Below are 20257 nucleotides of genomic sequence, written 5' to 3'. Positions count from 1 at the left end.
CCGCTCAGGCCGCGTCCCAGAGCCGGCGATACGCACGGATCCGTTCGCGATCCGGCTCGATCCCATAGGTGCGGAAGAAGAGTTCATCGTAGTCACGGCCGAAGTTCACGTTCCAGCTGATGCTGTACGTCGCGATGGACAGATCCGCCCATCTGTCAGCCGCCCCGAGACGGGCGAGGTCGACATGGCCAGCGAACTCACCGCTGTCATCCAACAGAGTGTTCGGGACGCACGGGTCGCCGTGGCACACCACCAAGCGCTCGGGCTCCGGCGCCAGGGTCGCCTTCGAACCGAGCCACGTTCCGCGGTACGGACACGCATCGACCGGAAGTGCGTCGTGCATCCGACGGAGCCCTCTGGCCATTGCGCGGACCACGAGTTCCGGTGAGTCGCGCCAACGCGGATCGAACGCGGAACGCGCGTCGATCGCCTCCGTCATGAGCCAGGACGCGTCTCGTTCGACACCGACGTCCACGACCCGCGGCACCCGAATGAAATCCCCTGCCCATCGAAGTCTCTCGGCTTCGGCGACGAGATCGACGTCCCGGTCGCGCTCCGCGCCCAGGCCGGTGGGCGGCTGCCATTTGATGTACCGATGAGCCCCACGACCGCGGATGCGAACCGTCAGCCCACCCATCTCATTGCGCCAGACAGCCTCCAGGGCGTCGTCTCCTGCCAACTCCACCAGGCGCGCTGGAATGTCGACATCGTCGCCTGGGACTCCTGCAGACGTTCGAGTTGCCGCCGATGCCCCTGGCCCGTCCGTTCCGTCGGTGCTCGCAGCGCCGCACTGCGACGCGCCGTCATCGTTCGTCATTGAACTTCAACACTGCCTCGGCGAAGACCGCCCATGCCAAAAACGTCGCTCCACCTGCGGCGTACGCGATGAGATGGCGGGCCCACGGCTGTTCAGCGCGATGACTCCTGGCGACGAGCGCCAGACCACCAGCCAGGTTCATCCCGCCCCAGACCAGATTGGGCCATCTGCCGGAACGTCGCCCTCGCAGCGGCGTCATCATCCGCTGACCGGCAACCGCAGTCGCCAGGTGCGGCAGGCTGTTGGCCGACAGCACGCCGGCCGAGTACGCACCGATGATGTTCTTCTTGCGCACGACGTCCTCGATTCGGTTCTCGCTCGGGCCGTGGTCGCACTATAACCCGACAGTACGGGCGAGGTGCGACCCGCGACGCGAAGCGTCCGACCTGCATTGTCGACCCCAGCGCGGCGAGAAAATCGTCGGCGTCGAGCGATGTGAGAGGCGGCACGGCCATCACATAGCGCCCGAAGAACACCCCGATCACGACCATGCGCAGAGCCGTCGTGCGTGCTCGTGCGTCAGCGGTGCCGAAGTATTCGACAGGACGTCCGCCGAGCTCCCGCTCGAGATTTTCGAGGAACGCCCGCCGGATGCCGTCATCGCTGACTGCCATGCGCACGAGTTCGGTCAGCGGCGAGCACGTTCACGGCAGCAGTGTCAGCCGTCCATGCCCTCGATCTCGTAGCGCCGCTCGATGCCGGCCGTGACTCGACCCCAGTCGCTGGCCGCGACCCGCTCCTGATGCGCCTCGAACGCAGCAGAATCGGCGAACACCTCATCGACCTGCCACACCAGCGGGTCGTCGGTCGCATGCACATCGAACCGGACGCACCCGGGTTCCGCGCGCGTCAGCTCGACGTGTCGCGGCAGGTGCTCGCGAACGATGTCGACTTCGGCGCCGCTCGCGCACACCAGCCGTCCGCGCAGAAGAACTTCACTCGTCACGACCACGATCGTATCGGCGCACGCCGTAGCCAGAGCACTGACCGCCTGGCACGAGCTCGACGCTCCTGAATGACCCCGCCGTCGAGCGTCAGGACGTCTGGAGAGCTCGCATCGATCACGCGCGCAGTCCGGCAACCAGTCGCTCGAGCCCGTAGTCGAAGGCACGGTCGACGTCGCCGCCGAGACGGAAGGCGCCGGAGAGCTCCATCTGCAGGAAACCTGTAGCCCACGCAGTGAACAGCCGGGCGGCATCGAGCGAGCGTTCGTCACCGACGAGCGCGGAGGCGGACCGGATCAGCGGCTCGGCCGCAGCGAGAAGTGACTGGTACGGCGCCGATGCTGTGAACATCAGCCGGAACGCTTCGGGGCGCTCGTGTGCGAAGTCACGGTAGGCCGCGGCCAAGCGCACCAGGTCGGGCGCTGCGGCAGCGAGACGGTCGCCGAGCGAATCGATGGTCGCGGCGATCACCTCGGCGAGCAGTGCATCACGATCCCGGAACCGCTTGTACAGCGAGGGAGCGCGTACCCCGACCCGCGCGGCCACGGCCTGCATCGTGAGCCCCACAGCGCCACCGGACTCGAGGATCTCGCCGGCGGCGGCGATGACCTGGTCGTTCGTCGTTCGACTGGGCGTCGGCATTCCGACCTCCTTTGGCTATTGACCTTAGCTATGATAGCTACGTATCGTAGCCATGTCGATCGAAGGGCACATCCATGAAGCTCGCACCGCACCTGCACCGTCTCGGCAACGACATCGTCGCCTGCTACCTCCTCGACCTCCCCGACGGAATCACCCTGATCGATGCGGGGCTGCCTGGCCACTGGCACGATCTGCGACGGGAACTGGACGCCATCGGCCGCCCACTCAGCGACATCCGGGGTCTCGTCCTCACCCATGGCGACAGCGATCACATCGGTTTCGCCGAACGCCTGCGCGCGGAAACCGGTGCACCGATCTTCATCCATCCTGCCGACGCCGAACGGGCTCACACCGGGAAGAAGCCCAAGACTCCGATGGGGCCGGCCAGACTCGGCCCGATGCTCCGCTTCCTCGCCTACGGGGCCCGCAAGGCCGCCTTCCGCACGCGGTACGTGCAGGAGGTCACCGAGGTCGCCGATGGTGAGACGCTCAGCGTCCCCGGCGAACCGATCGTGATCGGGATGCCGGGCCACTCCCCCGGGAGCATCGCCGTGCACGTGCCTGCGGTCGACGCGGTGTTCGTCGGCGACGCGCTCACCACGGGCCACGTGCTGACCGGGCGCGCGGGCGCACAGCCGGCCCCCTTCACAGACGAACCCGATCGGGCGATGGGCTCGCTCGATCGACTCGCCGCGGTCGACGCGTCGTGGGTGCTTCCCGGTCATGGGGCACCGTGGCACGGCTCCCCCGCCGCTATCGCTGCCGCTGTGCGGGGCGTCTGACACGGCGCCCTTCTTCGCCGCGCAGCCCGTCATTCGCGGGGCGGGGCGGAGTCGGCAGGCCCTTCGCCTCTGCCGTGAGGCTTCCTCGATGTCGGCCGATCCCGCCGCAGCATGATGATGAGCGAGACCACCAGCGCGACGAGGATCACCGTGAACGGGGCGGCTGCGATGACGGCGGCTCCACGAAGGTCCTCCTGGCCGCCGCTGAGCAGCAGCACGGCCGCGAACGCCGCGGCGAAGGACCACATCAGGCGCACGGGCTTCGGCGGCTTCATGCTGCCTCCGGTCGTCGTGCTGCCGAGCATGAACGACGCGGAGTCGGCCGAGGTGATGAACAGCAGCGCGAGTACGGGGATGAGCAGCACGAAGGCGATCTCCGTGAGCGGAAGCGTGTCGAACACCGCGAAGGTCGCAACCGACTTCGCCTTCCCGGCGATCCCCGCCACCGACACGGCGCCGGACAGCTCACGCTCCAGCGAAGTGCCTCCGAAGACCGAGAACCACACGATGCTGACCAGACTCGGCAGCAGCACGACGCCGGCGACGACTCCGCGGATCGTACGACCGCGAGAGATCCGCGCGACGAACGTGCCGACGAACGGCGCCCAGCCGATCCACCACGCCCAGAAGAAGTAGACCCACGCACCCGTCCATGACTCCCCCGCTGTACCCTCCGTCGCCAGGCTCATCGGCACGAAGTTCGCCGCGAAATCCCCGAGCCCCTGTCCGAGTGTGCCGAGTATGGATCCGGTCGGTCCCCAGACGAACACCAGCACAAGCAGCGCGACGCACAGGGCGGCGTTGGCGAGGCTGAGCATCCGGATGCCGCGCCCCAGACCGGTCATGGCGGAGACCGTCGCGAAGGTCATCAGCGCGACGATGATCGCGATCTTGACGATGTAGGAGTCGGCGACACCGAATCGATCGGTGAGCCCGGCGTTCAGCTCGCCCGTGCCGAGCCCGAGCGACGTCGCAACGCCGAAGAGGATCGCGAACACGGCGAGGACGTCGACGCATTTCCCGGCCCATCCGTCGGCGAACCTGCCGAGCAGGGGCCGCAGCGCCGCACTGACGAGCATCCCCCGACCGCGGTTGAAGGCGGCGTATCCGATGGCGATCGCGACGACGGCGTATATCCCCCACGCATGCGGCCCCCAGAACAGGAAGGAGTACCGCATGCCGTCGCGCGCCGCCTCGACAGATCCCGGTGCCGATGAGCCGTTCGGGGGCTCGGCGAGGTGGATGAGGGGTTCGGCGGCACCCCAGAACAGGAAGCTCAGCCCGACGCCCGCGCTGATAAGCATGGCGATCCACGAGACGACGCCGAACTCCGGAACTGCGTCGACGCCGCCGAGCCTGACGCGGCCGACCGGCGTGACGGCGAGAACGACGACGAAGACGAGGAGGAGTGACACCGTGATCGGATACACGGGGCCGAACGATCCGACCACGACGTCTCGAACTTCAGCCAGCGCATCCGAGAGCACGCGAGGGAGGGCGAGACCGACCACGACGAATGCGACCGACAGCCCGAGCGAGACGTAGAAGACGGCCCCGAGACGTCCCCGGGCACCGGATTCGGACGCTGGCGCGGTCATCCCCGCCGAGTATATGGGCACCCGCCCGCCCATGACAGGTGCGTGGCGCCCACGCCGATGCACTTCGGCGGCGTGCTGCTCACCGAGCTCGGCGCCGCGCACTGACGCCGATTCGCCGGCTGGTCACTGCTCGACGCGGTGGTCGGCGCCGCTGCCGGAGTGCCCGACGCGCTGCTGCAGCTCCCGGATCGTCGTCCCCAGCACGCCACGGGAGAGCAGACCGTTTCCGAGCGGTCCCGACGCGTCGGCGCCGAGCGGAGGCAGAAGCTGCAGTGCGTCCCGTTGACACCGGGTGAGGTGGTCCGACTGCCACCGGATCTCCCCGTTCACCGCGTCAGGGTCGGACAGGGAGATCGCCTTGACGGCATAGGCTGCGGCGCCGAGCGCATGCGCCCCCATATGTGCGACGGCAGCGGCCTGGCCGATCGCTCTCGCGGCCGCGGCACCTGCCGGCGTCGCCGCCGCAGCTGCCGCCTTCACACCGACGAGGCGCTTTCTGATCTCCTCTGCCGCGGTGCTCTCACCGCGGCTGTATGCACGCGTGCGATCGAGCGCGTCCCGGATCAGGTCGCGCGCGTTCGCATCCTCGGCGTCGAACAGCGGCAGCACGCGCTCAGCGCAATCCGCCGCCCATCCGGCGAGCGCGCGCCGGTCGTCGTCGCTGAGCGTCTGTGCCGACCCCATGCACCGAGAGTGCCACAACGAGCAGCATCTGCGGCACCACGCTCAGCCGCGCTCGACGGGGAGCCACAGCTCACACGTCGCCGTGCTGAAGTCGGGCGCGCGGTCGAGGATCGCGACGATCGACGGCCCCGGACGAAGCCGCCACGGGTTGGACGGGAACCATTCGGTCGCCGTTGCGGCCATCGCCGACTGCAGCGCGGCCGGATGCTCACCGGATGTGCGGAAGACGGCCCATTCTCCGGAAGCGGCCTCAATGACGTCCAGGTCGCTCGGCACCGAGTCCTCGACGTCGACGGCCACGCCGTGCAGATACGTCAGCTCGGTGCCCTGCGCATAGTCCGGATCGACGTCGGCACTCACCTGCAGCAGGCCGGCGGGTTCCGCACTGCTGAGCCGCTTGAGACGTTCGTGCTCCGCCATCGGAAGTGACGCGATGTGCGCCTGGATGTGCGGATTGACGCCCTCGTGGATCAGCGGCACGCGCGCGGCGTGGCCGATCAGTCGGAATGCGGGATGGTCGATGATTCGTGCGTCCATGGGGGAACTCCCTTCTACTGTCAGGCGGAACCTGATCTGCGGTTGGCTGCGAAGGGGGCCGCCGCTGCGACGCACGTCGCCGTGGCTGGTGCCGTGTACGGCACGGAACGCGCGACCGAATGCCTCGGTCGACCCGTACCCGTAGCGCACGGCGATCGTGAGAAGATCCTCGTCTGAGATCACGTCCGACGCCGCGACGGTCATCCGCCTGCGCCGCACGTACTCCGAGACGGGCATCCCCGCGAGCGAGGAGAACATCCGGCGGGCGTGATAGCCCGTCGTCCCCATCTCAGCGGCGAGCGCATCGATGTCGATCTCCTCGCCGAGGTGCGCGTCGATCTCGTCGACGAGCCGGTTCAGGATCTCGATCATGAGCGCCCCCTTTCATCGACCACTCTCCCGCGTCCGCGAGCCCGCCGCCCGATTCGTCCGGTCCGATTCGATCGGATTCCGCCCGCTCAGCTGCGCGACGACCGCGGCAGAGTTCTGCCGCCTGCTTCCGATCCTGTGACGAACGCGGCGCTCACGACGGCGCGTGCTGCTCGAGGAACTCGTACACGTCGGTCGCGTCGACGCCGGGGAACGATCCGGTCGGCAGCGTTGCGAGGAGGGTTCGCGGTGTGGCGACATTCGGCCATGCCCCGTCGCGCCAGCGCTCGGCGAGCGCCTCGGGAGGGCGACGGCAGCACACCTCGTCGGCGTGACGGGAGACGCCGCGGCTGAGCGTGTCACGGCCCACGAACCATTTCGTATCGTCGAACCGCACGCCCACGCTCACCGAGTGGGCGCCCTGACTCGACTGCTCGACGCGTGCTGTGCACCAGTACGTGCCGTTGCCCGTGTCGGTGTACTGGAAGTACGGGTTGAAGCGGTCGTCGACGTCGAATACGACGCGGCTCGTCCAGCGCCGGCAGCACATCTGCCCCTCGATGGACCCGAGCCGATCGGTCGGGAAGTTCACGTCGTCGTTCTCGTACGCCTTCGTGATCGTGCCGGACTCGTGCACCTTCAGGAAGTGCACCCGGATGTCCAGGTGCCGGGTCGCGAGGTTGGTGAACCGATGCGCTGCCGTCTCGTACGACACGGAGTACGCATCGCGCAGGTCTTCGATCGAGATCGCGCGGCGCTGCTTCGCCTCGCGCAGCGCCGCGACCGCGCGCTGCTCCGGAATCAGCAGCGCGCCGGCGAGATAGTTCTGCTCGACCCGCTGCCGCAGGAACTCGGCATACGAGGAGGGTTCAGTGTGGCGCAGGATGCGGCTGGCGAGGGCCTGCAGCATGGGCCCCCGCGGATCCGTCGAGACGCGGTTCGGCAGGTAGAGGCGGCCGTTGCGCAGATCGAGCACGCTGCGCGTGGACTGGGGCAGGTCGGGCACGTAGTGCAGCGTGACGCCGACGTGCGCGGCGATATCGCCCGCGGCGCGCTGCGTGAGAGGCCCACCAGGATGATCGATCGCGTCGAGCATCTCCTGCGCCGTCTTCTCGAGCTCCGGGAAGTAATTGTCCTGCGCGCGCATCAGGTGGCGCAGCTCGAGGTTCGCGCGGCGCGCCTCCTCCGGCGTCGCCTGGCGCTCATCGCGCAGGCGATCGATCTCGCTCGTCAGTCTCAGAATCGTGGTGAGCGCCTCATCCGGCATGCCCTTCGGAATCCGGAACGGCTCGACGCCCAGCTCTCGGAACCGCGGCGAGCGCATCTCGCGTTCGAGCGCCATCTCGAGCTCACTGCGCGGATCGAGTTCATCGACGGAGAGCAGCTGTTCCGGCGAGACGTCGAGCGCCTGCGCGATCGCCCGCAGCATCGACAGCCGCGGCTCCCTGCGCCCGTTCTCGATCATCGACAGCTGACTCGGCGCACGCCCGACCCTGTCGGCGAGCTGTGACAGGCGCATACCGCGCCGCGTGCGCAGTGCGCGGATCCGCCGGCCGACCGCGATCGCGTCGGCGCTGTCATCCGTCTCATCATCGAGAGTGGCCATGGCACAGATCCTGCCACATCGATCCGTTCTGCAGAACTTCCGAATATTTTCTTCTCGCTTGCCCGACGAATCGGGGTTGTTCTTCACTCAGTGTGGTCTTACCAGCCGCCGCGGCACCGCCGCCCACAGTGAGGAGATCGACGATGACCACCACCTCGAACCGACCGGGATCGCAGACGCAGACCGCCGAGGAGCTGCAGCTCGAGTGGGACGCCGACCCGCGTTGGACCGACGTCTCCCGCGACTACACGGCAGAGGACGTCATCCGGATCCGCGGGAGCGTCCGCGAAGACCCCACGCTCGCCCGCCGCGGGGCCGAGCGACTGTGGGACCGCCTCACGACGGGAGAGTACGTCAGAGCGCTCGGCGCCCTGACAGGCAACCAGGCAGTGCAGCAGGTGCGCGCGGGCCTCGAGGCGATCTACCTGTCGGGATGGCAGGTCGCCGCAGACGCCAATCTCTCCGGGCAGACCTACCCCGACCAGTCGTTGTACCCCGCAAACTCTGTGCCAGCCGTCGTGCGACGGATCAACAACGCTCTGATGCGGCAGGACCAGCTGGAGTCGGCCGACGGGTCCCTCTCACGCGATTGGCTGGCACCGATCGTCGCCGACGCCGAGGCCGGCTTCGGCGGCCCTCTCAATGCGTACGAACTCGCGCACGGGATGATCCAGGCCGGCGCCGCAGGAATCCACTGGGAAGACCAGCTCGCGAGTGAGAAGAAATGCGGTCACCTCGGCGGCAAGGTGCTGGTGCCGACCAGTCAGCACATCCGGACTCTCAACGCCGCCCGACTGGCGGCCGACGTCGCGGGTGTCCCGACGATCCAGATCGCGCGCACCGATGCCCTCGCAGCCGATCTGCTCACCAGCGACATCGACGAGCGCGATCGCGCCTTCCTCACCGGCGAACGCTCGAGCGAGGGTTTCCACCGGGTGCGCAACGGCATCGACCCCGTGGTCTCACGCGGTCTCGCGTACGCCCCGTACGCCGACCTGCTGTGGGTCGAGACGGGAACGCCGGATATCGAGCTCGCCCGCGAGTTCGCGGCCGCCGTGCACGCCGAGCATCCGGGCAAGATGCTCGCCTACAACTGCTCGCCGAGCTTCAACTGGTCGGCCGCGCTCGACGACCGCCAGATCGCGAGCTTCCAGGAAGAGCTGGCCGAACTCGGCTACCGATTCCAGTTCATCACCCTCGCCGGTTTCCACGCTCTCAACCACTCGATGTTCCAGCTCGCCCGCGGCTATGCCGAGAACGCGATGAGCGCATACGTCGAGCTGCAGAACGCCGAGTTCTCCGCCGAGGCCGACGGCTACACCGCCACCAAGCACCAGCGCGAAGTCGGAACCGGATACTTCGATCACGTGTCACAGGCACTCAACCCGGATGCCTCGACCCTCGCCCTCGCCGCCTCCACCGAGGCCCAGCAGTTCTGACTCTCGCCGCTGAAAGAGCGACGAGCTCCAGAATCCGGCGGCGGATCCGGCTTCGCCGTCCGCAGACGATCTCCCCACCGACACAACGACGAGATCCATCACCCGACGGCGAATCCGACTTCGCCGTCCGCAGAACAGACCAGGAGGCACATCATGACTCTCATCAACACGACAGCTGAACGCACCGACGACCGGGAGCGCGAGCGCACCCTGCCAGCGATCACCGTGGCGGGCCCGATGCGCGGGCGGTACGAGCAGATCCTCACGTCCGAAGCGCTGGCGTTCCTGGCGCAGCTGCACCAGCTGTTCGCCGGACCGCGCTATGACCGCCTCGCCGCGCGCATGCGTCACGGCTACGAGATCGGCAACGGAATCGACCCGAGGTTCCGCGAGGACACGCAGCACATCCGCCAACGCGCTGATTGGCGCGTCGCCGGCGCCGGGCCAGGACTCGAGGATCGTCGCGTCGAGATCACGGGCCCGACGGATCCGCGCATGACCATCAATGCGCTCAACTCGGGCGCGAAGGTGTGGCTCGCGGATCAGGAGGACGCGACCAGCCCCACGTGGCAGAACGTCATCGGCGGCCAGCTGTCCCTGTTCGACGCGATTCGGGGAGGGCTCGAGCACACGGCGCCGAACGGCAAGCACTACGCGGTGACGAACGAGGAGACGCCGACGATCGTGATGCGCCCGCGCGGCTGGCACCTCGAGGAGCACCACCTTCACTTCACCGACGTGCACGGTCGCACCATGGCCGCGTCGGGCTCGCTCGTCGACTTCGGGCTGTACGCGTTCCACAACGCGCACGAGCTGATCCGGCGCGGACGCGGGCCCTACTTCTACCTGCCGAAGATCGAGCAGGCGGAAGAGGCGCGCCTGTGGGACCAGGTGTTCACCTTCACGGAGCAGTACCTCGCAATGTCGCACGGCACGATCCGCGCGACTGTGCTCATCGAGACGCTGCCCGCTGCGTTTCAGATGGAGGAGATCCTGTACGAGCTCCGCGACCATTGCGCCGGCCTCAATGCCGGGCGATGGGACTACATCTTCTCGATCATCAAGACGTACCGGGGCCGCGGTTCGCGGTTCGTGCTGCCCGACCGCAACGAGGTGACCATGACTGTCGGGTTCATGAGGGCGTACACGGAGCTGCTCGTGAAGACCTGCCACAAGCGCGGCGCCTACGCGATCGGCGGCATGAGCGCGTTCATCCCGTCGCGGCACGATGCCGACGCGAACGACAACGCCATGGCGAAGGTCGCCTCGGACAAGAAGCGCGAGGCGGGCGACGGCTTCGACGGCACGTGGGTGGCGCATCCGGATCTCATCCCGATCGCTCAGGCGGAGTTCGATGCGGTGCTCGGCGATCGCCCGCACCAGCTCGATCGTCAGCGCGACGACGTGCATGTGCGCGAGCGCCAGCTGCTCGATCTCACGATCGGCCGCGGGATCACGGACGCGGGAGTGCGGGGCAACGTCGACGTCGCGATCCGGTACATCGAGGCATGGCTGCGCGGACAGGGTGCGGTCGCGATCAACGGGCTGATGGAGGACGCGGCGACCGCCGAGATCTCCCGCTCGCAGATCTGGCAGTGGATCCGCCAGGACCGCACGACAGAGGAGGGGACGCCGATCACCCACGAGTTCGTCTCCGGGCTGGTCGACGACGTGCTCGCCTCCGTCGAGCGCGCAGACGACGACAGGCTCGACCAGGCGGCAGAGGTCTTCCGCGACGTCGCCCTGTCGAACACATTCGCGCCGTTCCTGACGACGAAGGCGTACGCCGAGCACCTCGTGGAACGCCCCTGAGCGCGCCGGCATGGTGAATGCCTCGGGGATCCGGGGCATTCACCATGCCGCGCCCCGCGCCGGTCGTCTCCGCTCTGCCGACGTGCACGACAGGCGCGGCGGAACCGCAGCCCGTCACACGCCAGCGACTCAATCGTGCGTGCGCATGCGCAAGACTGGACGCATGAGCTCATCGCCCGAGGCGCGACCCGGTGTCCGATTCCTCCTGGGCGCCGTGCAGCCGGTGATCCTCCTCGCAGTGATGTGGGTGGTGCGTGCCCTTGACGCGATTCTTCCCGGGAGCTGGAATCGTGCGCTGGGCATCGTTTCGTGGCATTTCGACGGCCTCGATGGCGTGATCGCATCGCCGCTGCTGCACTCGGGCTGGTCGCACCTCGTCGCGAACTCTGTGCCGTTCGCAGTTCTCGGCCTGCTGGTGTCGTTCGACGGCATTCGCCGCTTCTGGGCAGTCACCGCGATCGCCGCCGTCGTCGGCGGCCTCGGCACATGGTTCGTGAATTCTCCCGGCACGCTCACCGTCGGCGCGTCGGGTCTCGTCTTCGGCTACTTCGGATACCTGTTGGTGCGGTCCTTCGTCGCACCGTCGCTCGGGCACGGGATCCTGTACGCCGTCGTCGCTGTTGCGGTGGCCGTCTTGTACGGCGGCACCATGTTCACAGGCATCTTCGGCGCCGCGAGCGGGATCTCCTGGCAGGCGCACCTGTTCGGGGCGATCGGCGGCGGCGCCGCGGCGATCGTGCTGCGGCCCCGCCGCGGTCGCCGGCAGGAATCCGCTCCGTAGGCGGTCGCGCGACGCTCGGATTCGGCGTGTAGCATCAGATGCATGTTTCAGCGAGTGACCCTTCGGGGAGTGAGGAGGTCGTCGTCGCGCTCTGCGTCGGCGGCGGACAGAGCCTGACCCGGCTCTCCCTTTCGCGTGCTCTTCTCGAGCCGCGCCCTCACGACATCTCCTGAACAGAAAGCTCATCTCATCATGCGCGTCATCGACGCTGCCCAGATCCGGGCATCGTTCGTCAACGTCTCCGTTCGCGAACGCAAGAACCTGCCCATGCCCGACCTCGACGCCGTCGCGTGGGATTCCATCGACTTCCTCGGGTGGCGCGACCCGAAGCAGCCGCTCGTCGGCTACATCGTTGCGATCGTCGACGACGAGCCGCTGGGCCTGCTCATGCGTCAGGCCGAGCAGACCCCTCGCAGCCGCACCCAGTGCGTGTGGTGCGCAGACGTGCACCTGCCGAACGACGTCGTCATGTTCAGCACGAAACGCGCCGGCGCCGCCGGACGCCGCGGCGACACGGTCGGCACCTACGTGTGCGCGCGGTTCGAGTGCAATCGCAACGCACGCAAGACGCCGCGCACCGCGTACGTCGGCTTCGACGTGGAGGCGGCCCGTCAGTCGCGGATCGCCGCATTCCGCGCGAACGTCGAGCGCTTCGTGCGCGATGTGACCGCGTCTCGCTGACCTGCCCGCAGGACGGGGTCAGCTCAGTCGGCGTCGGAGCCCGCGCTGGGTGTGTCGCCGCTCAACCGACGTGCCCCGGGGATGCGAGAGCCCCGGGGTGCGCCGCTTCTCACGATCGAGCTCCCGCGGTTCCACCGGCATGCTCGTCGAGGCATCACGCACACGCTCGCCCACGGCGGGCATCGCCTGCAGAACCATGTCGACGAGTCGGTCGAGGGGCCGCGTCAGCGGATCCGTCGCGGGCACGCCGTGCTCGAGTTCGATGTCATCGATCGCGTCGCCGATCTCCGCGTCCGTCATGCCCTCGTGGTTGACGGTGACGCCGATCACGCGTGTGGCGGCGAACGCCTCGATCAGGTCGATCTCGCTGCCGAGTGTCGGCATCGACACCATCGGGAAGTCGCCCAGCACTCGCCGTCGAGGCGCGTGCTGCACGATCACTCCCTCGGGTCGGCTGCCTCGAAGGATGTGGGCAGACGTGAGGTACGCCGGGTGGCTCAGCGCACCCTGCCCCTCCACGATGATGACATCGGGGTCTTCGCCCTCGAAGGCAGCGACGACCTGGTTCTCGACTTCACCGGAGCAGAACTGGGGCACGAGCGCGTCGAGCGCCACCCCGTACCGCCCGCCCTGGATGATCGTCGTCTGTCCCGTGCCGACCATCACGGCGCGGATTCCCCGCTCCACGAGGGCCTGCACGACGAGGGTCGCCGTTGTGCGCTTGCCGATGGCGCCGTCCGTGCCGAGGATGGCGATTCGGGGACAGGTGACTGAGTCGATTCTGCCGGAGAAGAGGTGAAGATCCTTCTTCTCGCGCGGGCGCCGGATGTCGGTGATCGTGACACCCGCGAGAAGGCTGGCGGCGGCGAACTCGACATCGTCGGCGAGGAACTCGTGCAGTCCGTTGATGATATGCATCCCGCGGGCGATGCCGTCGAGCAGCACGACGCGCTGTGCTTCGGAGAGCAGTCCGTCAGCGGGTGCGACTCCGCAGATCAGATATTCGGGAACCTGCCCCGCGAGCGAGATCGCCTCGTCGAGGCTCGAGAGCACGGGGATGCCGTTCCGGGTCCCGTCGAGGAGCTCTCCAGCGTCGCTGCCCGCGCGCTGGCTGTCGATGACGCTGAGGATCGCGTACTTCTCCGAGTGCCGGACGAGGCCGTTGGCCGTCTTTCCGTCCTGGGCGCCGAACTGGCCCTCGCAGTAGACGACGGCGGTGGACTGTGCTGGGGCGTGCGTGTTCATCGAACTCCTCGCGGTCACACAGAGGAGGCGACGGATCACGGAGAGCCCGAAGGCGGATCAGCAGACAAGAAGTCTTCTCTGGCTGTCGGCTAGATGCCGACGCCCTCAACATAGCAGTGCGGGATGTACGGGAGCCGTGCCTTTCGGGCTGACCGGGACGCAACCAGATGCACGACCGACCGCGGCGTGGCCCGCCGGAGACGCCGGGGCGCGGGAAGGAGAGCCTTCCTGTCAGCCCTCTCGGATGGTCATCCGGGTGAGACGGTCGCCGTCGACGTCGAAGACGAACTTCGAGCGTCCGTTGGCATGGGTGGAGCGCCAGTCGCCGACGATGGTGACTGCATCGCCCGCGGCCTCGATCTCTTCCACGGCGAGTGTGCCTCGTGCGCCGATGAACTCGTTGTCGCTCCACGATTTGATCTGCGCGCGCCCGGTGAAGACACGCCCCCAATCGTCGACGGAACCGTCCTTCGTGAAGGCATCGAGGAATGCTTCCTCATCGTGCCGGTTGACCGCGTCGATAAAGGATGCCACGGGCTCGGGGATCGTCTGGTCAGTCATGTGCGTGTTCCTGTTCATCGGGTCGTGCCGTCGTGCTCGGCGAAGGCCTTCCGGCCTGATCATCCATCTGGAGGCCGACTCAGACTACCTTCGCCGTCCCATCATCGATAGGTGGCCGAACCGCGCGTGCTGCGGAGAGACCTGTGGCGCTGCGGGGAGGAGTGCGTCTGGGATCATGGGACGATGCGGACTCCCGACCCTGGAAAGGCACGTTCATCGATGTCGACTGAGGCGCTCTTCACTCCTCCGAGCGGTCCGATCCAGGGGTGGCACGACGGGCAGGTGACCCGCGCGACGGGCATCCCCTACGCCACGGGCGCGCGATTCGCGGAGCCCACGCCCGTCCCAGATCGAGACGGGACCCTCACAGCGACGAACTGGTCGCCTGCCTGCCCCCAGCGCCCCGTACCGTTTCTGGACAGTGTGCTGGGCAGCTCCATCGAACGCCTCGCCGTAGATGAGCACTGCCAGAACCTCTCCGTGACCGTTCCCCGCAGCGCGGTACCCGGTGACGGCCTGCCGGTGATGGTGTGGTTCCACGGCGGCTCCTACGTATCGGGAGCAGGCGACATGCCGATCATGGACCCCGCGTCTCTCGTTGCCGAGCAGCGCGTGATCGTCGTGACGGTGACGTACCGGCTCGGTATCTTCGGCTATCTCGGCGGCGCAGATGGCCGCCCCGCCAATCTCGGCCTGCTCGACCAGATCACGGCCCTGAGGTGGGTGCAGCGCAACATCGCAGCCTTCGGCGGCGACCCTCAGCAGGTCACCGCGTTCGGGCAGTCGGCCGGCGGCGACGCGGTCGCGCATCTCATGGCCGCACCGGATGCCGCTGAGCTGTTCCGGCGCGCGATCATCCAGAGCGCCCCGTTCGGACTCTCCCGAGGGCGAGCCGCCATGTCCGAGGCCATGAGCGAGGCAGCCCGGGCGATCACGCCGGAGACTCCCGTTCAGCAGGTGCTCGGTCTGGAGCCTGAGGTGGAGGCGGCCGCATCCGGATTCGGCTTGCGCAGCGGAATGCCCTTCGGCACTCAGTACGGGAAGGCGCCGCTGCCTGCCGAGCAGGAGCTCGAGGACACCTGGAACCGGGTCGCACCGAAGATCGACGTGCTGATCGGCCACACCGCGCAGGAGGCGGCGCTCTTCGTCCTGCGTGTTCCTGCACTGCGACCTTTCATCCGGATCCCGGTCATCGGGCGCATCCTTTCGAGCGGTCTCATCGCGGCCCTGACGCGCATCATCTACGGCAGGGGCAGCCGGCGCTTCGCCCGCCGCCACGCGCGCGCCGGCGGCAGCGCCCACCACTACGTGGTGACGTGGGCGGCGCCGGGCAACTCGTGGCGTTCCGCACACACCATCGATCTCCCCCTGCTGTTCGGCGACGAGGACGCATGGCGAGCGGCGAACCTGGTCGAGGGAGCGCGCTGGGAGGACATCGACGCCGTCGCGAAGCGCGTGCGCGCCGTCTGGGGGCGGTTCGCACGCGGCCAGGATCTCGGCGAGCGCGGGACGATTCCGGATGCGATGAGCTACCGGCGAACTCGCTGAGCGCTTGGGACGCTCCTCACCACGGCATCGGAGACTCGCGATCCGGGCTCGCGTCATCCGGAACGTGCGTCAGCCTGTTCGGGCCGGCGCGGATGCACAACCAGCGCAGCAGTTCGGTGCCGTCCGGAGCACAGCGCCACGTGCGGCGGACGCCCGTCCCCACCCGGATCGTCGTTCCGGGGCCCACATCGACGACGTCGTCACCGAGAGCCATCTGACCGCGCCCCGCGAGGAACACGTACAGCTCCTCGTCACGGGAATGCGCGTGCCAGTAGCCGGCCTCCTCCCCCGGCGCCATCGCGTTCGCCGTCATCCCGATCCATTCCATCGGCAGCTCATGATCGACCACGCGCCGACCGGTCTTGGTCGTCTCGGGTCTGAAGCCTCCGACGAAGTCGCGCCATTCGTCGAGCCCGCCGAGTTCCGTGACCTGATATTCGCTCATGCCGCGATGCTCCCGCACGCGGCAGCGCGGGTCAACTGCCGAGCTCATGATCCGGGATCCACATGTCGAGGCTGAAGCTCTATCTCGCGGAAGCGATTCCCCCGCAAGCCCGACGATGTCTACGATCAGGCTCATGAGACCCGTGCTGTCGACGTCGCAGAAGGAGCAGACCATGGTTGATGCCGGCAAGCGCGTTCTCGTCGCTGGAGCAACCGGCTACGTCGGTCGACACGTCATCGCCCGCCTGCACGACGAGGGGTTCATCGTGCGGGCGGTCGTTCGGGACAAGGCTCGCGCTTGCGCGCCGGGCGCATACGATGCTCCTGCGCTCGCAGCGCTCGTCGACGAATGGGTGATCGCACCGGAGGGCGAGGTCGATCTCGGCCCGGATGTCATGTCCGGTGTGGACCACGTGATCTCCGCACTCGGTGTGACCCGTCAGAAAGCGGACCCGTGGACGATCGACTTCCTCCTGAATCTCCGTTTCCTCGAACTCGCGGAGCAGGCGGAGGTGGATTCTTTCCTCTATGTGGGCGTCATGAACGCAGCCAGCGGCACATCCGCCGTCAGCCGCGCCAAGCACGCCTTCATGGAAGCGCTGAGCCGATCGCGCGTCGTGCCGCAGATCGTCGATCCGTCGGGGTACTTCTCCGACCTCACCGAGATCTACGATCTCGCGCGACGCGGAATGGCGTTCGGCCTGGGCGACGGGAGCGTGCGCCTCTCCCCCATTCACGGGGCCGATCTCGCCGACTTCTGCGTGTCCCGCCTCGGCGGGAGTGCGGGCTCATGGAACGTCGGCGGTCCGGAGACACTCACCTACCGCGAGATCGTGCGGATCGCGTTCGAAGCGGCGGGGAAGAAGCCCCGATACACGCGCGTTCCCGGGCCGTTCGCCTCCGCCGCGGTCTGGACGGCCGACCGGATCAGCCCCCGCGCCGGATCGCTGACCCGGTTCTTCCTCGACGGAATGCAGACCGATTCTGTCGGAGATCCCCACGGCACGCACACCCTCGCCGACTACTACGCGGCGCTCGCGCGCTGACCGGCGAGACCGTCACGGCTCGAGCCGAAATCGGTGAATGGGTAGACTGACCCGCCTATTCACCGATTCGCACGCAGGAGCCGGCAGGTCACCTCTCGCTGCTGCTGGAGGGCGCCATGAGCCGTGCAGGCCTCGAGGGATCACTCGCGCACCTCACGCGCACCGGAACGATCGTCGAGCCGCTGATCACGACAGCGGCGTGAACAGGACACGGCTCGCCGGAATCGGCGCGATTCTCGCCACTGCTGCACTCTGGGGCACAACAGGAACGGCCGCGACGTTCGCGCCGGATGCCGGGCCTCTCGCCATCGGCGCAGCCGCGCTCGGCATCGGCGGCCTGCTGCAGGCGGTCATCGCCGTCCCCTCGCTGCGCCGAGCGGCCGTGTTGCTGCGCACCCATGCACGCGTCGTCCTACTGGGCGCAGGTGCCGTGGCTGCATATCCGCTCGCCTTCTACAGCTCGATGCACCTCGCCGGCGTCGCGATCGGAAGCGTCATCTCGCTTGCATCCGCTCCGCTGTTCTCAGGCCTGTTCGAACTCGTCATCGATCGCCGACCGCTCGGAGCCCGGTGGCTCGCTTCGGCCGCGCTCGGCATCGCCGGCGGCGTCCTGCTCTGCTTCGCCGAGTTCCACGGCACCGCGACGAATGGGCCGGCCACGGCATCCGGGATCGCGCTCGGGCTGGTCGCGGGCGTCACGTACGCGGCATACTCGTGGGCTGCGCAGCGGCTCATGGGCGCGGGCGTTCCGCGATCCGCTGCGATGGGATCCGTGTTCGGCGGCGGCGGACTGCTCCTCATGCCGGTGCTCCTGATCACCGGTGCACCCCTGATCGCCTCGCCCGCTGCGTTCGCCGTCGCGTCGTACATCGCGCTCGTGCCGATGTTCGTCGGATACGTGCTGTTCGGCTACGGGCTCACGAAGGTCCCTGCCAGCACTGCCACGACGCTCACACTCGCCGAGCCCGCCGTCGCGGCAGTGCTCGCCGTCGTCATCGTGGGCGAGCGACTCTCGGCGACGGGCTGGATCGGAATGTCCCTGTTCGCCGCGGCGCTACTCCTCCTCAGCACGGCTTCCGCGCCCGAGGTGCAGAACACGAGCAACCGTGCTGACACCGCTCGGAGGCGCGCAGAAGGATGAGTGGATCTCTCGTGGCGCTTCCCTCCGCGCCGCGAGAAGGACCCACAGGCAGAGGCGAACCGCCGACGACCCGCGGCACCATCAGGCTGCCGAGCGAGCCACGGCTCTCAGTACTCGATGGCAGTCGCGAGGCAGCGTTCTTCGCGGGCTGCGCGGACCCTCGAGACGCATTCGAAGGAGGGCGAAGTCGCTTGACGCATACCCATATGGGTATATGATCGGTGCATGGCACGGGCAGCGACGACATCGGATGTCTTCAACGCGATCGCCGAGCCTCGGCGTCGAGAGATGCTGATGCTGCTGCAGACGGGCGAACGGCACGTGACCGAGCTGTCCCACGAGCTGGGGATACCGCAACCAGGGGTGTCCAAACATCTGCGTGTGCTTCGGGAGGTCGGGCTGGTGCGTGACCGCAGAGCGGGCAAGCAGCGGCTCTACTGCCTCGATGCCCATGGGCTTCGCGCTGTTCATGAGTGGACCGGTGGGTTCGAACGATTCTGGAGCGAGAGCTTCGACCGATTGAACGCGTATGTGCAGGAACTCAAGGAGGAGTAGATGAAGGATTCATCCGGACGGAACGCACCGACACAGTCCCCGACGTCCGATCGGGAGACCGTGATCTCGCGATCGATCGATGCCCCGCGCGAACTCGTGTTCGAAGCGTTCACGAAGGTGCGGCACCTCTCACGCTGGTGGGGGCCCGAGGGCTTCACCACGACCACCAGGTCCTTCGAGTTCCGCGTCGACGGAGTATGGGATTTCGTGATGCACGGGCCGGACGGGACGGACTACCCGGAGTGGATCACCTGGACCGAGCTCACCCCGCCAGCACGGATCGCCATGCTCCACGGCGAGTACCGCGGCGATCCCAACGCCTTCGAATCGATTATCACCTTCGAGGCTGACGGTGAGACGACCCTGATCGAGATGCGCACGGTGTTCCAGACCAAGGAACTGCGCGACGAAGCCGTAGAGAAGTTCGGCGCGGTCGAGGGAGGCCGGCAGACGCTGGGCAGCTTGGCCGCCTACGTTGCAGCGATCGCGGGGACAGAGGCGGCGCCCTGATGGTCGGCTTCGCCCATTCGATCACGTGGACGCTGCGCAGGTGGGGCTGACGCAGATCGGCGCCGTACGCGAGACCGCGACCGGAATCACCGCCGCCCGCCCGCACCCGCTGTTCGCCGAGCTTCGCACCCCTACCGGCACGCTGGCGATCGCCAGCACGCAGACCGTGCCCTTGCTCGGCAAGGGCGCCGCTGAAGCGCGCTCCAATCGCAGTGTTGCGCTCGACTTCCTCGCCGACGATGTCGACGAGGCGCATCGCGCACTCCACGATGTCGTCGACACGTTCGTCAACGAGCCCACGGACATGCCGTGGGGCAACCGGTCACTCCTCATCCGGGATCCGGACGGCACGCTGATCAACTTCTTCACGCCGACCCGCCCGGATGCCCGCGAGCGGTTCGCCCAGCAGACTCCGTAACACCCCTGCCCGTGCGCGGGATCGGCGGCCTCCGCCCCGGACGCACGACGAGTGCCCCGCCCTCGGGACCAGTCGAGGGCGGGCACTGCATGCGCGC

General features: G+C 67.9%; 22 protein-coding genes and 1 pseudogene. 11 read left to right on the top strand and 12 right to left on the bottom strand.

The window, feature by feature from the left end; translation table 11 throughout:
• Positions 1–4: 4 nt before the first annotated feature.
• The 5 genes and pseudogenes from CIK77_RS04460 to CIK77_RS04445 all read right to left on the bottom strand — a co-directional run bounded on the left by CIK77_RS04460 (position 5) and on the right by CIK77_RS04445 (position 2403).
• Positions 5–817: an aminoglycoside 3'-phosphotransferase gene (locus CIK77_RS04460; protein WP_087056257.1), complete on the bottom strand. Its 813-nt coding sequence runs from the start codon at positions 815–817 to the stop codon at positions 5–7.
• A complete protein-coding gene (locus tag CIK77_RS18065; RefSeq protein ID WP_087056256.1) occupies positions 804–1112 on the bottom strand; it encodes a hypothetical protein in 309 nt (102 codons plus the stop codon). Before CIK77_RS18065 ends, CIK77_RS04460 begins: the two co-directional genes overlap by 14 nt.
• Before the next feature lie 103 nt (positions 1113–1215).
• Positions 1216–1449: pseudogene (locus tag CIK77_RS18295) on the bottom strand (TetR/AcrR family transcriptional regulator); the annotation flags it as partial.
• Positions 1450–1475: 26 nt separating this feature from the next.
• Positions 1476–1763: a putative quinol monooxygenase gene (locus CIK77_RS04450; protein ID WP_087056347.1), complete on the bottom strand. Its 288-nt coding sequence runs from the start codon at positions 1761–1763 to the stop codon at positions 1476–1478.
• Positions 1764–1878: 115 nt separating this feature from the next.
• Entirely contained in the window at positions 1879–2403 is a 525-nt protein-coding gene (locus CIK77_RS04445; protein ID WP_087056255.1) for a TetR/AcrR family transcriptional regulator, read from the bottom strand.
• A 74-nt stretch (positions 2404–2477) separates the two neighbouring features.
• On the opposite strand from CIK77_RS04445, the gene CIK77_RS04440 reads away from it, so the two are divergent.
• Positions 2478–3185, top strand: a complete 708-nt coding sequence (locus tag CIK77_RS04440) for an MBL fold metallo-hydrolase (protein WP_087056254.1) — start codon at positions 2478–2480, stop codon at positions 3183–3185.
• Positions 3186–3214: 29 nt separating this feature from the next.
• Here CIK77_RS04440 and CIK77_RS04435 read toward each other — a convergent pair whose 3' ends face one another.
• From CIK77_RS04435 to CIK77_RS04420, 4 genes are all read right to left on the bottom strand, one after another.
• On the bottom strand, positions 3215–4783 hold the full coding sequence (locus CIK77_RS04435) for a BCCT family transporter (protein WP_170934238.1): 1569 nt from the start codon (positions 4781–4783) through the stop codon (positions 3215–3217).
• Between the two features lie 123 nt (positions 4784–4906).
• On the bottom strand, positions 4907–5467 hold the full coding sequence (locus CIK77_RS04430) for a putative immunity protein (RefSeq protein WP_087056252.1): 561 nt from the start codon (positions 5465–5467) through the stop codon (positions 4907–4909).
• Between the two features lie 42 nt (positions 5468–5509).
• Positions 5510–6376 (bottom strand): AraC family transcriptional regulator, encoded by an 867-nt coding sequence (locus CIK77_RS04425; protein ID WP_087056251.1) that lies wholly within the window; start codon positions 6374–6376, stop codon positions 5510–5512.
• A gap of 151 nt (positions 6377–6527) precedes the next feature.
• Positions 6528–7979, bottom strand: a complete 1452-nt coding sequence (locus CIK77_RS04420) for a helix-turn-helix transcriptional regulator (RefSeq protein ID WP_087056250.1) — start codon at positions 7977–7979, stop codon at positions 6528–6530.
• A gap of 143 nt (positions 7980–8122) precedes the next feature.
• Here CIK77_RS04420 and aceA point away from each other — a divergent pair, with 143 nt between their 5' ends.
• The 4 genes from aceA to CIK77_RS04400 all read left to right on the top strand — a co-directional run bounded on the left by aceA (position 8123) and on the right by CIK77_RS04400 (position 12692).
• Positions 8123–9418: an isocitrate lyase gene (aceA, locus tag CIK77_RS04415; protein WP_087056249.1), complete on the top strand. Its 1296-nt coding sequence runs from the start codon at positions 8123–8125 to the stop codon at positions 9416–9418.
• Positions 9419–9571: 153 nt separating this feature from the next.
• Entirely contained in the window at positions 9572–11230 is a 1659-nt protein-coding gene (gene aceB / locus CIK77_RS04410; RefSeq protein WP_087056248.1) for a malate synthase A, read from the top strand.
• 163 nt (positions 11231–11393) lie between these two features.
• On the top strand, positions 11394–12011 hold the full coding sequence (locus CIK77_RS04405; protein ID WP_087056346.1) for a rhomboid family intramembrane serine protease: 618 nt from the start codon (positions 11394–11396) through the stop codon (positions 12009–12011).
• A gap of 192 nt (positions 12012–12203) precedes the next feature.
• Positions 12204–12692: an FBP domain-containing protein gene (locus CIK77_RS04400; protein WP_087056247.1), complete on the top strand. Its 489-nt coding sequence runs from the start codon at positions 12204–12206 to the stop codon at positions 12690–12692.
• 18 nt (positions 12693–12710) lie between these two features.
• On the opposite strand, the gene CIK77_RS04395 is transcribed toward CIK77_RS04400, so the two are convergent.
• Positions 12711–13937, bottom strand: a complete 1227-nt coding sequence (locus CIK77_RS04395) for a DUF1611 domain-containing protein (RefSeq protein WP_087056246.1) — start codon at positions 13935–13937, stop codon at positions 12711–12713.
• Positions 13938–14168: 231 nt separating this feature from the next.
• Positions 14169–14498: a nuclear transport factor 2 family protein gene (locus tag CIK77_RS04390; protein ID WP_087056245.1), complete on the bottom strand. Its 330-nt coding sequence runs from the start codon at positions 14496–14498 to the stop codon at positions 14169–14171.
• Between the two features lie 219 nt (positions 14499–14717).
• Here CIK77_RS04390 and CIK77_RS04385 point away from each other — a divergent pair, with 219 nt between their 5' ends.
• A complete protein-coding gene (locus CIK77_RS04385) occupies positions 14718–16046 on the top strand; it encodes a carboxylesterase family protein (RefSeq protein ID WP_087056244.1) in 1329 nt (442 codons plus the stop codon).
• 16 nt (positions 16047–16062) lie between these two features.
• Here the strand turns inward: CIK77_RS04385 and CIK77_RS04380 are convergent, their stop codons facing one another.
• Positions 16063–16491, bottom strand: coding sequence for a cupin domain-containing protein (locus CIK77_RS04380; RefSeq protein ID WP_087056345.1), 429 nt, complete (start codon positions 16489–16491; stop codon positions 16063–16065).
• Between the two features lie 133 nt (positions 16492–16624).
• Between CIK77_RS04380 and CIK77_RS04375 the strand changes: the two genes are divergently transcribed.
• The 5 genes from CIK77_RS04375 (at position 16625) to CIK77_RS04355 (ending at position 20160) form a co-directional block, all read left to right on the top strand.
• Complete coding sequence (locus CIK77_RS04375; RefSeq protein ID WP_181861395.1) at positions 16625–17536, top strand: SDR family oxidoreductase; 912 nt, start codon at positions 16625–16627, stop codon at positions 17534–17536.
• 199 nt (positions 17537–17735) lie between these two features.
• Complete coding sequence (locus CIK77_RS04370) at positions 17736–18677, top strand: EamA family transporter (protein WP_170934236.1); 942 nt, start codon at positions 17736–17738, stop codon at positions 18675–18677.
• 225 nt (positions 18678–18902) lie between these two features.
• Positions 18903–19232 (top strand): ArsR/SmtB family transcription factor, encoded by a 330-nt coding sequence (locus CIK77_RS04365; RefSeq protein ID WP_087056241.1) that lies wholly within the window; start codon positions 18903–18905, stop codon positions 19230–19232.
• Positions 19233–19742: an SRPBCC family protein gene (locus CIK77_RS04360; protein ID WP_087056240.1), complete on the top strand. Its 510-nt coding sequence runs from the start codon at positions 19233–19235 to the stop codon at positions 19740–19742.
• 40 nt (positions 19743–19782) lie between these two features.
• The gene (locus tag CIK77_RS04355; RefSeq protein WP_249268706.1) at positions 19783–20160 is read left to right on the top strand and encodes a VOC family protein; all 378 of its coding nucleotides are present in this window, start codon (positions 19783–19785) and stop codon (positions 20158–20160) included.
• Positions 20161–20257 lie beyond the last annotated feature (97 nt).

The organism is Microbacterium sp. JB110 (assembly GCF_003335195.1).
GTDB lineage: Bacteria > Actinomycetota > Actinomycetes > Actinomycetales > Microbacteriaceae > Microbacterium.
Note: the sequence above shows the minus strand (reverse complement) of the source record. Positions and strands in the feature narration are given on the sequence as shown.